13 protein-coding genes are annotated in these 13854 nt (G+C 65.1%); 5 read left to right on the forward strand and 8 right to left on the reverse strand.

Going from position 1 to position 13854, the window contains the following annotated elements; translation table 11 throughout:
• The first annotated feature begins 14 nt into the window (after positions 1–14).
• A complete protein-coding gene (locus AB0J47_RS11015) occupies positions 15–686 on the forward strand; it encodes a PaaI family thioesterase (protein WP_364343516.1) in 672 nt (223 codons plus the stop codon).
• 47 nt (positions 687–733) lie between these two features.
• On the opposite strand, the gene AB0J47_RS11020 is transcribed toward AB0J47_RS11015, so the two are convergent.
• From AB0J47_RS11020 to AB0J47_RS11030, 3 genes are read right to left on the reverse strand one after another with little or no spacing between them, the layout of a single operon-like run.
• A complete protein-coding gene (locus AB0J47_RS11020) occupies positions 734–1897 on the reverse strand; it encodes a sulfotransferase (protein ID WP_364343519.1) in 1164 nt (387 codons plus the stop codon).
• A 9-nt stretch (positions 1898–1906) separates the two neighbouring features.
• Positions 1907–2683, reverse strand: coding sequence for an SDR family oxidoreductase (locus tag AB0J47_RS11025; protein ID WP_364343522.1), 777 nt, complete (start codon positions 2681–2683; stop codon positions 1907–1909).
• A complete protein-coding gene (locus AB0J47_RS11030; protein ID WP_364343525.1) occupies positions 2683–3846 on the reverse strand; it encodes a hypothetical protein in 1164 nt (387 codons plus the stop codon). The genes AB0J47_RS11025 and AB0J47_RS11030 overlap by 1 nt, the downstream gene beginning before the upstream one ends.
• Before the next feature lie 89 nt (positions 3847–3935).
• On the opposite strand from AB0J47_RS11030, the gene AB0J47_RS11035 reads away from it, so the two are divergent.
• The 3 genes from AB0J47_RS11035 to cysC are packed head-to-tail and all read left to right on the forward strand — an operon-like array spanning position 3936 to position 7626.
• The gene (locus tag AB0J47_RS11035) at positions 3936–4823 is read left to right on the forward strand and encodes a helix-turn-helix domain-containing protein (RefSeq protein WP_364343528.1); all 888 of its coding nucleotides are present in this window, start codon (positions 3936–3938) and stop codon (positions 4821–4823) included.
• A 32-nt stretch (positions 4824–4855) separates the two neighbouring features.
• The gene (gene cysD / locus AB0J47_RS11040; RefSeq protein ID WP_364343531.1) at positions 4856–5788 is read left to right on the forward strand and encodes a sulfate adenylyltransferase subunit CysD; all 933 of its coding nucleotides are present in this window, start codon (positions 4856–4858) and stop codon (positions 5786–5788) included.
• Entirely contained in the window at positions 5788–7626 is a 1839-nt protein-coding gene (cysC, locus tag AB0J47_RS11045; RefSeq protein WP_364343534.1) for an adenylyl-sulfate kinase, read from the forward strand. The genes cysD and cysC overlap by 1 nt, the downstream gene beginning before the upstream one ends.
• 9 nt (positions 7627–7635) lie before the next feature.
• Here cysC and AB0J47_RS11050 read toward each other — a convergent pair whose 3' ends face one another.
• Both AB0J47_RS11050 and AB0J47_RS11055 read right to left on the reverse strand, forming a co-directional pair.
• Complete coding sequence (locus AB0J47_RS11050; RefSeq protein WP_364343537.1) at positions 7636–8571, reverse strand: MerR family transcriptional regulator; 936 nt, start codon at positions 8569–8571, stop codon at positions 7636–7638.
• A 55-nt stretch (positions 8572–8626) separates the two neighbouring features.
• Positions 8627–9784 carry an epoxide hydrolase family protein gene (locus AB0J47_RS11055; RefSeq protein WP_364343540.1) on the reverse strand — a complete coding sequence of 386 codons (1158 nt, stop codon included), beginning with the start codon at positions 9782–9784 and terminating at the stop codon, positions 8627–8629.
• A 112-nt stretch (positions 9785–9896) separates the two neighbouring features.
• On the opposite strand from AB0J47_RS11055, the gene AB0J47_RS11060 reads away from it, so the two are divergent.
• Complete coding sequence (locus AB0J47_RS11060; protein ID WP_364343543.1) at positions 9897–12725, forward strand: AAA family ATPase; 2829 nt, start codon at positions 9897–9899, stop codon at positions 12723–12725.
• Positions 12726–12796: 71 nt separating this feature from the next.
• On the opposite strand, the gene AB0J47_RS11065 is transcribed toward AB0J47_RS11060, so the two are convergent.
• Genes AB0J47_RS11065 through AB0J47_RS11075 form a run of 3 tightly spaced genes read right to left on the reverse strand, consistent with a single transcriptional unit; the run spans position 12797 to position 13787 of the window.
• Positions 12797–13195 (reverse strand): hypothetical protein, encoded by a 399-nt coding sequence (locus AB0J47_RS11065; RefSeq protein WP_364343546.1) that lies wholly within the window; start codon positions 13193–13195, stop codon positions 12797–12799.
• Positions 13192–13464: a hypothetical protein gene (locus AB0J47_RS11070; protein ID WP_364343549.1), complete on the reverse strand. Its 273-nt coding sequence runs from the start codon at positions 13462–13464 to the stop codon at positions 13192–13194. Before AB0J47_RS11070 ends, AB0J47_RS11065 begins: the two co-directional genes overlap by 4 nt.
• Positions 13461–13787, reverse strand: coding sequence for a hypothetical protein (locus AB0J47_RS11075; RefSeq protein WP_364343552.1), 327 nt, complete (start codon positions 13785–13787; stop codon positions 13461–13463). Before AB0J47_RS11075 ends, AB0J47_RS11070 begins: the two co-directional genes overlap by 4 nt.
• Positions 13788–13854: the final 67 nt, after the last annotated feature.

Below are 13854 nucleotides of genomic sequence, written 5' to 3' on the forward strand. Positions count from 1 at the left end.
ATAACGTGTTCTACATGAACGAAGAGCAGGTCGGTAACTCGCTGCCGAGCAAAGAACACCATGAGGGCGGGTTCCGGCCGATGTCGGAGCTGATCAATGCACAGCTGGACGAGCTCGATATTTCGCGCGGCGGGCCGCACTATGGTGCGTTCGTCGAGCAAGTGCGCAGTCTGATGGATCGGGCCAGGCTGGCCTGCCCGACCGATGAGCTCGCGCTGGAGACGATCGGCATCCTCAAACAGCTCAACGACAAGTTGGATACGGCAATCGTCGACGAATGGTCCGCGCCGACCTGGACCAGGGTCGACCTGCCCTCCCGCGGCAACATCACGCTGCCGCCGTTCGTCGTCGACAAGGCGGGCAAGGACGGCATCGAAGCCCGCATCACCTTTCGCACCTTCCACCTGGGCGGCAATAATGCCGCCCACGGCGGACAGGTCGCGGTCGGCTTCGACGATCTGCTCGGTATGGCCGCCGCGGTGCACGCGGGCCAGGTGACCCGCACCGCGTCGCTCACCGTCGACTACCGCTCCATCACTCCCCTCGACACCGAACTGCGGGTGCACGCTTGGACCGAACGGCAGGAGGGCCGAAAGGTCTATGTCCGGGCCACCCTGCACGACGGCGAACGCCTCTGCGCCGAGGCGAAAGGGCTGTTCATCGTGCTCAAACCAGGTCAGCAGTGAGAACCGAGATCAGGTGAAATCGCAAATTCCACCTGATCTCGCATGTCCTAGCTCGTCGGGAAATGTTTGTTGCGGTATTCGGCGAAGCGCGCGTCGACCTGATCGGCGGTGAGGCCGAAATCCTCCAGCGTGTAGCGGTGCACGGGACGGGCCGCCCCGGTGGTGCTTTCCGCATGTAATGCCGTCATCGCGGCTTCGGCCGCTGAGCTCAGATCGATATCGAAGTGCCGGTAGATCGATCCGACGGTGCCGATCGGGTCCGCGATGAAATCGTCGTAGTACACATCGCAGAATTGAGCGGGATTGTGCCGCTTGCGGTCCGCGAGGAACTTATCCGCGCCCCTGGCCCACAGATCCAACTGCGCCGCACCGACGACCGGACCGCGGAACTTCTCCGACCACCCGGCCGAGGCCTGCTCGTTCAGACTGCATACCGAGGCGATGATGGTGCGTGGATCCCGGTGCATCTGGATCACCAGCGCATCCGGATATACCTCGAAGATCGCGTCCAGCGCGAACAAATGACTCGGGTTCTTCAAAACCCAGCGCCGGTCGGCATCGGGCATCCCGATCAACTGCAGGTTGCGCCGATGCCTGCGATAGGCATCGGTCCAATCCTGTTCGCGCAACCATTCGGAATATCCGGGCACATAGCCGAGGCATTCGTAGGATACCGACATCAACGACTGTCGCAGCAGCTGCCAGCACTCCTCCACCTGGTCCGCCGAAATATGGTGCACGCCCATGAATTCCGGATGTTCCACATGGTGCTGTTCGAATGCCGCCTCGATCCGCTGATACACCGGATTGTCCGCCCAGGTCTCGCGCGGCGGCCGCGGTTGCGGCATCTCGGTCAGCCACATTTCCAGGCCCTGATGCGCCGGATCCGCGTTGAGCAGCCGATGCACCGCCGTGGTACCCGAACGCGGCAGTCCGGTCACGAAGATCGGGCGCTCGATCGCGACCTCGGCATGTTCCGGAAAGCGTTGCCACGCCGCCTCACTCAGCAGCCGAGCGATCAGCGCACCTCGCAGGAAGGCCCGATTGACCTTATTCCCGAAGGGCGTCAGCTCAGCCTCCTTGGCATAGGACTCGAGCAGCACTGCCAGCCCCTCGCGGTAGCCGTCGTCGCCGAAATCGCTCAATCCGACGACCTTGGTCGCCGAGGCGTGCAGATCGTCGATGGTGCCGACGTCGTCTCTGCCGATCACAGTCATCTCCTAGTGGTGGTATTCGCCGCCATTGACATCCAGGCAGGCGCCGGTGATCGCCCGCGCCAGCGACGAGGCGAAAAAGACGACGGCGTCAGCGATCTCATCGGGCTCGGGCAGCTTGCGCAGATCGATCGTCTCGGCCGTTTCGGCATACACCTCTTCGGGGGTGATCCCGCGCTGCTTGGCCTGATAGTTGAAGTACCACTTCAAGTTGTCGGCCCAGATGTAGCCGGGCGCAATGGTATTCACCCGAATGCCCTTCGGCCCGAGCTCGGTGGCCAGGCTCTGAGCCAGCGCGAGCAGACTCGCCTTGGCCATCTTGTACGGCCCGAAGGTGCGCCGCGAATGCCGCAGCACCGCCGAATTGATCATGATCACCGAACCCTTCGACTCGGTGAGCGCGGGCACGAACAGACGCGTCAAGCGCAGTGCGGCAAGCACATTCGTCTCGAAACCGGCGCGCACATCATCGAGATCGACATCGGCCAGATCGGTGATCGGCGGAATCGCGAAGGCATTGTTCACCAGGGTGTCGACATGGCCGAAGGCACTTTGTGCCGTCTCGACCAGATTCGTCACGGCCGCTTCATCATTGATATCGGTCGGCACCACCACCGCGCGCCTACCGAGTTCGGTGATCTCCTTGGCCACCTCGGTCAGCCGCGATTCGGTCCGCGAGGCCAGCACTACATCCGCTCCAGCGCGCGCACTCTGCACCGCGATGGCCCGGCCGAGCCCCGGGCCGACGCCGGAGACGACAACTACCTTGTCCTGCAACAACATCAGCCGAGCATCCTTTCCGCCACGGCAACCTGACGCGCCGCGATCCGCGCCTTCCAATCCTCGGGTGCGATCCGAGCTTCCTGGTAGTACGGCAGCCGCTCGGGCAATTCGGCGACTGATACCACCTCCACCGTCGGCCCGTCCTCGGGCTTCAGATCCCGCGACAGCTGTTGCCAGCGGAACTGCAGGTACCCGCGCGCATGGCCGGTGCGCTCGATCCAGTTGGTCAGTCCCGGATCTCGCTCGCTGATCACGAGCCGGATCATCCCGTCCGGATCCACGCGCGCCTGGTCGGCGGTGAGACTGGTCTGGTGGTTGATGTAGTCGAGCGACAGGTACCACATGCTGCCGAGTTGGAAACCCTGGTAAGGCGCATCCGATTTCGGCACCGTGAGGATCATCGCTTGATCGTCGTCGAGTTCGTAATGGCCGACGGAGGAGAACTGGGTGGTGAGCCCGCCCGGGGTGGAGCGCGGTTCGGTCATCGTGTTGACCGGCAGGTTGAGATAGAACCACTTCGGGAACGCCAGGAAGGTATTGAGCCGCGAGACCAGCATTTTCCCCGCGATGTCATAGCGCTTGCTCATCAGATCCCTGGTCAGCGGCGGCGGTGCGTCGCCGATTGTGTCCACCCGCTGAATGCGAATCGTGCCCGCCTGCTCGATGGCCCAGTCGCTGTATACCTCGCGAACCACGAGCATGGCGGAGTCGGGCGCGAGATGGACGTAGCCGCGGCGCGCCTCGCCTGGCCCGAGACGGAGCTGATAGGAGCCGTCGGCCGCGATATCGAGGGCGCGAGCATCGAAGGCGGTCTCGCTGTCGGGGACGTCCACCGGCGAGTAGTTGCCGTTGAGCACCTGGAAGCTGAGGTCGCGGGTGGTGCCGCGCGTCCCGGTCACCACATACTCGGCGTCGGGACGCAGATATGAATGGAAGTAGAGGGTGTCCGGGTTGTCCAGACCCATCTTCGTATACGGCCCGGTGGACATGACGAAGAACGGAAAGTCCCGCTCGAAGGCCCACGCCATCTGGATGGAGGCGCGAATACTGCCCGCGAGGTAGTCGTAGCCCTCGACGAGGTCCTGTTCGGTCCGAATATGCGGTGCGCCGGTGATGATTTCCTCGGCGGCGGCGATGGCTTCCGCGAACGGCTGTGTCAGCAAGAGGCTTCTCCGAAGTAGCTGTTCCAAATATGTACCACTCTGGTACATTTCGATATGAGCAAGATTAGAACCTGTTCTAGGAGTTGTCCATGGTTGCCCGCCGATCCGCCCCGACCGCACGGGTGGTTCAAGTGCTGGATTTCTTCGTGGAGCGGCGCGGCAAACGCTTCGGACTCTCCGAACTGGCCCGCGAACTCGACCTGGCCAAACCGACCTGCCTGGGCATCCTCACCGAACTGACCGCGGGCGGCTATCTCATGCGCGACCCGAGCACCCGCACCTACGGCCTCGGACCTGCGCTTATCGCCGCGGGCCGAGTCGCACAGGACAGCTTCGCCATCGCCTCCATCGCGCGCGGCGAACTGGAGAAACTCACCGCGCTCTACCGCACCACCTGTACCGCATCGGCCGTGGTCGGCGAGCAGATCATGGTGCTGGAGAGCACCGGTCCGGGCCTGGTCAAGGTGGGTGCGGCCTACCATTTCGCACCGCCGGTCGGTCTGATGTACGTGCTCTGGGATACCGACGCGGCATTCGATGCCTGGTTGCACAAGCCGCCGACGGTGCCGCTACGCCAGGACGAGGCCCGGCTACGCCGGATCGTGGCGGAGTGCCGCGAGCGCGGCTACCTGGTCGAAAGCCTGACCGCGGCGGGTCGGCGACTGTACGCTTTGCTGGCCGGGGTCGCGGCCAGCGATCTGCCCAATGAGGTGCGCGAACTCGTCGGCGAATTGGTGACCAGCCTCGGGGAGCGGGTCTATCTCGGCACTGATCTGCGCCCGCGCAAGGAACATCCGGTCAGCCTCCTCGCGGCACCCACCTACGGCGGCGACGGCAGGCAGAACATGGTGCTGACGATGTATGTCGGAGCTTCCATCACCGGCGCCGAGATCGATCGTCGCGGAACGGCGCTCGTGGCCGCCGCGGATCGGGTGACCGCCGAATCCGGGGGTCACAAGCCGGATTCCAACCATTGACCAATGACCGAAACGTGTTCTAGTTTTGGGGCGTGAGCCAGTACGCGAAGTCGACGGCGAACACCTACGAGCTGCCTCATCTGGATGCGCTCGAGGCCGAGTCGGCACATATATTCCGGGAAGTCGCCGCGACCTTCGAACGGCCGGTGCTGCTGTTCTCCGGCGGTAAGGATTCGGTGGTCATGCTGCACCTGGCGGCGAAGGCCTTCTGGCCGGCGCCGCTGCCGTTCCCGGTGCTGCATATCGATACCGGACACAATTTCGACGAGGTCATCGAATACCGCGACCGCACCGTCGAGCGGCTCGGTCTGCGACTCGTGGTCGCGAGTGTGCAGGACGATATAGACGCGGGCCGGGTAAAGGAGGAGACCGGACCGCGCGCCTCCCGAAACCGTTTGCAGACAGCCACGTTGCTGCGCTCGATCCGCGAGGGCGGATATGACGCGGTATTCGGCGGCGCGCGCCGCGACGAGGAGAAGGCGCGCGCCAAGGAGCGCGTATTCAGCTTCCGCGACGAATACGGGCAGTGGGATCCGCGCAATCAGCGACCGGAACTGTGGAATCTCTACAACGGTCGCCACAGCAAGGGCGAACACATCCGGGTGTTCCCGCTGTCCAATTGGACCGAACTCGATATCTGGCATTACATCGCCGCCGAAGCCATCGAGCTGCCGCCGCTCTACTACGCGCACCGCCGAAAGGTCGTCCAACGCGACGGAATGTTATTGGCGCACACGCGATTTCTCACCTTGCTCGACGGTGAGCAGCCGTATGAGAGCACGGTGCGATTCCGGACGGTCGGCGATGCGACCTGCACCGGATGTGTCGAATCGACCGCGGCGAACCCCGCGGATGTGGTCACCGAAGTCGCCGCCACCCGAGTCACCGAGCGCGGCGCCACCCGCGCCGATGACCGTATTTCCGAGGCAGGCATGGAAGACCGCAAACGGGAAGGGTATTTCTGATGACGACCACCACCCTGCTGCGCCTGGCCACCGCGGGCAGCGTCGATGACGGTAAGTCGACGCTGATCGGCCGTCTGCTGTTCGACTCCAAGACGATCTTCACCGATCAGCTCGCCGCGGTGGAGCGGACCAGTAAGGCGCGCGGTGACGACTATCCGGATCTGGCGTTGCTCACCGATGGCCTGCGCGCCGAACGCGAACAGGGCATCACCATCGACGTTGCGCACCGCTACTTCGCCACGCCCCGGCGCAAATTCATCATCGCCGACACACCCGGCCACATCCAGTACACCCGCAATATGGTCACCGGCGCCTCCACCGCCGATCTCGCGCTGATCCTGGTGGACGCGCGCAAGGGCATTGTGGAACAGACTCGGCGGCATGCCTTCCTGGCCAGTCTGCTCGGCATCCCGCACCTGGTGGTGTGCGTGAACAAAATGGATCTGGCCGGCTGGTCGCAGGACCGGTTCGAGGAAATCCGCGAGGAATTCGCCAGCTTCGCGACGAAACTCGAGGTCGCCGATCTGAGCTTCATCCCGATGTCGGCACTGCACGGGGACAATATCGTGCATCGCGGTGCGAGCATGCCCTGGTACGAGGGCTCGCCGCTACTGCACCACCTCGAGGAGGTGCATATCGCCTCCGACCGTAATCTCATCGACGCGCGGTTCCCGGTGCAGTATGTAACCCGCAGGCACGCAGAGGATTTCCGGGGGTATGCGGGCACTGTGTCGGGTGGTGTCTTCAAGCCGGGTGACGAAGTCGCGGTGCTGCCTTCCGGATTCACCACAACGGTCGAGGCGATCTGGGGTCCAGGCGGAACACCGATCACCGAAGCCTTTCCGCCGCAGGCCGTTACCATCCAACTCACCGACCAACTCGACGTCTCCCGTGGCGATCTGATCTGCCGCCCCGCGAACCGGCCCCATGTCGGACGCGATCTGGACGCGATGGTGTGCTGGTTCGCCGAGGACTCCGATCTCACCCCCGGTGCCACCTACACCATCCGGCACACCACCCGCACCGCGACCGCCGAGGTGCGCAGCCTGGACTACCGGCTCGACGTCAATACCCTGCATCGCGATGAGAGCGCGAATTCGTTGTCGCTCAACGAAATCGGACGCATTCAGCTGCGCACACGCCAGCCGCTGCTGTTCGATCCGTACCGCCGCAACCGCATCACTGGCAGCTTCATCCTCGTCGACGACACCACCAACAACACCGTCGCCGCGGGCATGATCACCGGGCCGACCTTGCCCTCCTCTCGTGTCGTCTGGCATGCCACCGCTGTCGGCCGCGACGAGCGCCCGACAGCAGGGCTGACGGTCTGGTTGACCGGCCTGTCCGGCTCCGGAAAGTCCTCCGTCGCAGTGGAACTGGAACGTCGCCTGGTCGCGGCGGGCCGTCCGGCCTTCCTGCTCGACGGTGACAATCTGCGGCACGGCCTCAATGCCGACCTCGGCTTCGGCGCGGCTGATCGCGTCGAGAACATCCGCCGCGTGGGCGAAGTGGCGCGACTGTTCGCCGAAGCCGGTGTGGTCGCGGTGGTTTCCCTGATCAGTCCCTACGCCGCCGATCGCAATAAGGTACGGGCCGTGCACGATACCGCGGGCATCCCGTTCGTCGAAATCTTCGTGGATACACCACTGGAGATCTGCGAGGCCCGCGACCCCAAGGGCATGTACGCCAAGGCCCGGGCCGGTGAGATCCGCGGCTTCACCGGCATCGACGATCCCTACGAGGCACCCACTCGAGCCGAACTGGTGCTGCGTCCCGAGGACGGCGATCCGGCGGCCATGGCCGCGGCCATCCTCGCCAAGCTGGCGGATCTCGAATGATGCACCCGGTCAGGGATTCGCCCGCAGCGCGGCACCGAACCATTCGAACACCGGACCAAGTGTCGGCGGGACGGGCCAGCCATTGATGATCGAGAGGAGTTGCCAGTAGCGTTCGGCGCGTGGGTCTCCCGCGACGTCGAGGCGTAGCAGCAGCCAGTTCCGTAGCTCGGCGTCATCGGGGCGGCGGCCGAATGTCGTCGCATATGCGGCGGTCAGCTCATCGACAATGAGCTGGGCCGCAACCGACGACGGCGCTGTGCCCGCCGCGAGCGCCTGACCGACTCGTTCGCGCACGAGTTCGGTCAGCTCGTGGTGCAGGCCGGTGGTGTCGCCTTCGGCGCGCTGTGCGGCCTGATATTCAGCCATGCGGCGCACCGATGCGCGGAAATCCGGATCTCGGGTGAGTTCGGCGAGTTCCACCCAGGCCCGCACCTGGGCGGGTGCCGGGTCGTCGGGCAGTTCCGGCATTGTCGAGCGGATGAGGTCGACGAATTCCGGGTTCGCATCGGTACCACCGAAGGTGTCTTCGACGAATTCGGTAATGAGGCGGCGCTTTTCGGCGTCGGAGAGTTCGACGAGCTTGTGCATGAGTTCCATCTCCTCAGGGGTCGAGCCCCGCTCGGCTATCGCTCGTAACACCGTGCGTCGCACTCGGAGTGTGCTGATCTGGAATTCCAGCGCGTCGGCATGGGCGGCCGCGACCTCGGGCACCGTCAGTTTGCGGTCGAGCACCTGTCGGATGGCGTGCAGATCGATCCCGAGTTCACGCAGGGTGCGCACCAGTTGCAGGCGGGCGAGCGCATCGTCGTCGTAGAGCCGGTAACCGGCGGGGCTGTGGGTGGTCGGCGGCACGACACCGGTGTCGGCGTAGAACCGAATGGTCTTGACCGAGAGACCGGTCCGTTCGGCCATCGTGCCGATCGGATAAAGCGTGTCGCCGTCCATACCTCTGCCCTCTTGTCTCCCCTTGGTGGAGACGCAAATCCCCCGGTCGGTGGCCTCAGCCGATGGTGCGGAAGAACTCGCGGATATCGCCGATCAGCAGGTCGGGAACCTCGAGTGCCGGGAAATGGCCACCGGAGTAGAACTCCGACCAGTGGGTGATGTTGTGCGCCTTCTCCGCGAAGCGGCGGATCGCGTAGTCGCCGTCCTTGAAGACCGCGACACCGGTGGGCACCGTGCCCTTCGGCGTGGGCGCGAACATCGCGGCATCGTGGAACCGCTCGTAGTAGAAGTTGGCCACGCTGCGCGCGGTATCAGTGAACCAGTAGATGCTCACATTCGCCAGCATTCGATCCCGGTCGATGCCCTGTTCGGGCAGATCGTGCGACTGGTCGATCCACTCCTTGTACTTCTCGACGATCCAGCCGAGCTGCCCGGCCGGGGAATCGGCCAGCAACTGCGCGATGGTGTTCGGGCGCGAACCATTGAGATTCATATAGGCCGAGCCGTCCTTCTGGAAGCTCTGCATGCGCGCCAGCCGCTGCTGCTCGGCCTCGGTGAGCGCGGCCATATCGGCCGGATCGCCGGTCGGGAAGGTGACCAGCGCATTGACGTGCACGCCGAGCGCATGCGCGCCATCGAGGCGGGCCAGCCGCGGGGCCAGGAACGCGCCGTGGTCGCCACCGTGCACCCCGTACCGGTCGTAGCCGAGGCGAGCCATCAGCTCCGCCAGGGCCGCCGCGACCCGGCCGTCATGCCAGCCCGCCTCGGTGATCGGACCGGAGAAGCCATGGCCCGGCAGCGACGGAATGACCAAGTGGAAGGCGGGCACGTCGGCGTGACCGTGCGCCTTCGGATCGGTCAGCGGGCCGATCAGATCCAGAAAATCGATCACCGAGCTGGGCCAGCCGTGCAGCAACAGCAGCGGGGTGGCATCGGCTTCGGCGGACCGCACGTGCAGGAAGTGCACATCCTGCCCGTCAATAGTGGTGCTGAACTGCGGGTATTCGTTGAGCTCCGCCTCGGTCGCGCGCCAGTCGAACTTCTCGGCCCAGTAACCGGCGAGCTCGCGCAGATAGGCGGTGGGCACGCCGCGCTCCCAGCCGGTGCCGGGCAGGTCGTCGATCCAGCGGGTGCGGGTCAGCCGCTCGCGCAGATCGTCGATATCGGTCTGGGGGATCTCGATGCGGAAGGGGCGGATTTCGTTGTTCGTCATGTGATCGACTCTGCTGGTAACGGGGGTGCCGACGGATCACGAGAATTCGTTATCTTCGGGTCCACGGCTCTTTACATTGGCACCGAGCTCTTGATCCGGGCATGATCGCGTGGTGTTGAGCGTTCCCGACCGCGGTGCCTTCGTCGGGCGAGCAGCAGAGGTCTCCGCGCTCCAGAGTGCGTACCAGGACGAGTCGGTGCATACCGTGCTGATCGCCGGTGAGCCCGGTCTCGGCAAGTCGCGGCTGGTCAGCGAATTCACCTCGCGGCTCGGCTCGGATGTGCTGGTACTGACCGGCCGGTGTCCGGAGTTCGGCGCGAGCGGAGTGCCGTTCGCGCCGTTCGTCACGATCATGCGCGCTCTGGTGCGGCGGATCGGCGTCGACGAGCTGACCGCACTACTTCCAGTCGCTCGCCCCGCGCTCTCACGCTGGCTGCCCGAGCTTGCGATGCGCACCGGCGCGGCCGAGCCCGAATCGGATCGGATCCGGTTGTTCGGCGAGATCCTCACGGTATTCGAGCAACTGGCGATCTCGCAGCCGGTGGTGCTCGTCCTGGAGGATCTGCACTGGGCCGATGATTCGAGCCGCGAACTGCTGGCGTTCCTCATCGCGAATCTCACCCAGCGCGATCTGCTCCTGATCGGCACCTACCGGCCTACCGATTCGGAGCCGCTGCGTCGACTCGTCACCGGGCTGCGCCGTGATCCCGGTGTGCGCGTACTGAATCCGGAGCCGCTGACCAAACACGAGGTCGGGCGTCAACTCGCCGCGGTGCTCAACCGCGAACCCGAACCCGGGGTTGTCACCCGAGTCTTCCAGCGCAGCAAGGGAATTCCGCTTTTCGTCGAGGCGCTGGGGCGAGCGCTGCAGGAGGATCCCGACCGCGTACCGACGGACCTGTCCGACCTGCTGCTGGGCTATCAGGCCGGGCTGCCCGAGGATGCCAAGGCGCTCCTGCGACTCGCCGCCACCGCGGGTTCGCCGGTGCGGGCCGGGCTACTGGAATCCGCGACAGACCTGTCCGAAGACGCGCTGCATCTAGCACTGCGCCAGCTCACCGACCACCGGTTGCTGCTCGCCACTGATAGCGGCTACGAGTTCCGGCACAGTCTGATTCGCGATGCCGTCTATGACGATATGCTGCCGGTCGAGCGAAAGCGCTTGCACACCAGGCTTTCTCAGGTACTGCTCGCAGAAGAGGCGCTGCAGGCCGGTGACCAGCGGCAGGGTGAGCTGGCCTATCACGCGTACGCTGCGGGCGATCTGCCACACGCACTCGTGGCATCCTGGTGTGCCGCAACAGAATCCGAAGGGGCACAAAGCGAACGCGTGCGCCAGCTGGACCGCGTAGTGGAGCTGTGGGACCGCGTGCCCGATGCGGCGACGCTGGTCGGGGCCGATCGGCTCATCGTGTTGGAACGCATTGTCGAGGCATGCTTTCACGGTGGCATCGTCGAACGCGGCGTGGCGGCTGCCGATGAGGCGCTGAAACTGCTGGATGTCTCGGAAGCACCGGAGCGGGCCGCGCGCCTGTACTACTACCGTGCGGGCCTGGAGAATCAGAGCAGCGGCGGTTCCGTCGATGATCTCACCCGGGCATTGGAGTTATTGCCCGCGCATCCGCCGAGTGTGCTGCGTGGTGAGGTGCTCGCAACGCTCGCCGCATCTCGTGTCTTCAACGGTGACGCCGTCGGGGCCGCGCGCGATGCCCGCGCCGCGGTGGAGGTCGCCGAGCAGACCGGCACGCCGGCGCTCGCCGCACGCGGCTATGCCTACCAGGGGCTCGCGGCGGCCGCCGGAAATGGCTCCGCCGTCGCGTATTTCGAGCAGGCGCATGCTGCGGCGAACGATTCGCAGACATTGTTGACTGTGGTGCTGTGGGAGTCGGCGGCGCTGGTCGCGGCGGGCGAATACCAGGCAGCCATCGAGGCAATCGAACAGGGTTTGCGGGCCGCCCATGAAACCTTTCGTTTCGCCGATGCCGCACCCATCCTGCTGGTGAAATGGGCTCAGGCGTTGGCCGGACTCGGACGCTGGCCGGAGGCGCTGGGCCTCATCGACGAATCGCTAACCGAGCAGCTACCGCCACTCAGCACGGCCGCGCTGCTGCTCTGTCACGCGAGAATCGTGCTGGCGCAGGGCTCTTCGGCCGCGGCAATCAGCAGTGCCGACACCGCAGCGACACTCTTGAGCGACGGACCGTGGGCGCGCCAGTACCAGCTCCAATTGCGCACGGTGCGAACCGAAATCGCGATCGCGGAAGGACAATTCCCACATGCCGGTGAGATCGTCGCCGAGACGCTGGCGGCCGATGACCTCGCCACCCACCACCACGAGGTGTGGCCATTGCTCGCAACCGCGGCCCGGATCACGAACGCGCCAACGGAACTCGCGTCCACCGCCGACCGGTTGCCGGTGACCACCGCGGTCGATACGGCCTACCATGCCGTCGTCACCGCCAGCAGAAACAGCGATCCGGCCGCCTGGCACCAGGCGGTATCCGCATGGCGCGCCATCGATCAACGCTACGACCTGGCTCGCAGCCTGCTCAGCGCCGCCGAAGCCGAACTGGCGGTCGGCAATCGCGCCGCCGCCCGAGAACCCCTGCGCGAAGCCGCCGAACTCGCGGCGGATTTGGGGGCGACACGATTGGCCAACGCGGCCCAGCAGGTGGCCGAGCGTGCCAGGGTGGTACTCCAGGTAGCCCGGCCGGAACCGGCGACTGGGCTGCCACGCACCTTCGGTCTGACACCACGCGAGATCGACGTATTACGTTTGGTCGCACAAGGGTTGAGCAATCGCCAGATCGCAGCCGAGCTGTTCATCAGCGGCAATACCGCGGGCGTGCACGTATCGCGCATCCTCACCAAACTCGGTGCCGCGACGCGAACCGAAGCTGCCGCCGTTGCCCGCAAACACGGTCTCATCGTGGCTGACTGAAGCAGCACGGGAGAGATCAGAACCGTCCCCGGCCACGCACGGCCGGGGACGGGAGTTGTGACGGGCACGCGTCACAACAGCCAGCCCGGTCGGTTGTCGACCCACACGACCGGCCGGGGGATAGTGCCGTCGCCGATGCACGCCCACAACGTGGAGGCGGGCATCCCGTGGTAGCGGGCTCTGATGGCGGCGGTGTCTGCGAATTGCACAACTGGCGGCCGCAGGAACGGGTCGCCGCCGGGAACCCATGCGTCGATGCAGGCCATCGACCAACCGGGATGGTCGCCGACTTGAATGTCGGGTGAGGGCACCCAGATGTGGGTGCCGTGCCGCCAAGAGCACAGCCTCGACGCGGGCACGCCAACGATCAACGCGAACTGGACCAGACCGAAGTAGCGACGGATCCCGGCGTCGCGTGAGTCCGGCCGGTACGCGGCGGCCGTCGGCATCCGGTTGGCGGGAATCCTCACTGATCGGCCCACTCCCGGACAGCGTCTGCGATGCGCTCGAGTAGTTCGACCGGCAGATCCACCGGAGCTGGCGGCCCAACGAACGGGACCCGCTGCGGCAGTTCGGTATCGACGACAGAGGTGGCGTCGACGTCCATGAACGCCGCTTCTAAAGCGGGAGTGGTTTCCAATCCGGAGGCAGGCATCTCGATGGCGTCGAATTCCTCGACCCATCCATCGTCACCGACGAAACCGAATGTGCCGTCACTGAATTCGATCAGGCCGCTCATCGGACGGCTTCCCGGGTTGGCTGGAGCTTCCCCGCTTCAGCGCGGATCCAGAAGGCGGTGTTCTTGGCGTCGCAGATGTCGCGGCTGCACTCGAGGTGGTCTTGCAGGACGTAACCAGCTTCTTCGACGGTGTATCCGCTGGGTGGTGCGGGGTGAATACGCGCGGTTTCACCGGTGACGCGCTCGAGGATGTCAGTGGCCGGGATCGCCTCATCCGGAGTGGCACCGGAGCCGAGCAGGTAGGGCAGGCCATAGAAGACTAGCCACAGGAAGAACACGACCGTGGCGGCGACAACCATGACTGTGACGAGTTCAGCGGGCATCGAGTGGTCCCCTCGGGTGCATTGTGCGGTTTAGTGCGCACGCATCGCGGATCTCGAATCGCTGTGG

Source organism: Nocardia sp. NPDC049737, from assembly GCF_040674755.1.
Classification (GTDB): domain Bacteria; phylum Actinomycetota; class Actinomycetes; order Mycobacteriales; family Mycobacteriaceae; genus Nocardia.

Bases quoted from the DNA above. Each gene is read 5' to 3' on its own strand.
- AB0J47_RS11015 (WP_364343516.1), top strand. From the start codon at position 15: ATGAACGAAGAGCAGGTCGGTAACTCGCTGCCGAGCAAAGAACACCAT.
- AB0J47_RS11025 (WP_364343522.1), bottom strand. From the start codon at position 2,683: ATGTTGTTGCAGGACAAGGTAGTTGTCGTCTCCGGCGTCGGCCCGGGG.
- AB0J47_RS11035 (WP_364343528.1), top strand. From the start codon at position 3,936: ATGGTTGCCCGCCGATCCGCCCCGACCGCACGGGTGGTTCAAGTGCTG.
- cysC (WP_364343534.1), top strand. From the start codon at position 5,788: ATGACGACCACCACCCTGCTGCGCCTGGCCACCGCGGGCAGCGTCGAT.
- AB0J47_RS11050 (WP_364343537.1), bottom strand. From the start codon at position 8,571: ATGGACGGCGACACGCTTTATCCGATCGGCACGATGGCCGAACGGACC.
- AB0J47_RS11055 (WP_364343540.1), bottom strand. From the start codon at position 9,784: ATGACGAACAACGAAATCCGCCCCTTCCGCATCGAGATCCCCCAGACC.
- AB0J47_RS11070 (WP_364343549.1), bottom strand. From the start codon at position 13,464: ATGAGCGGCCTGATCGAATTCAGTGACGGCACATTCGGTTTCGTCGGT.
- AB0J47_RS11075 (WP_364343552.1), bottom strand. From the start codon at position 13,787: ATGCCCGCTGAACTCGTCACAGTCATGGTTGTCGCCGCCACGGTCGTG.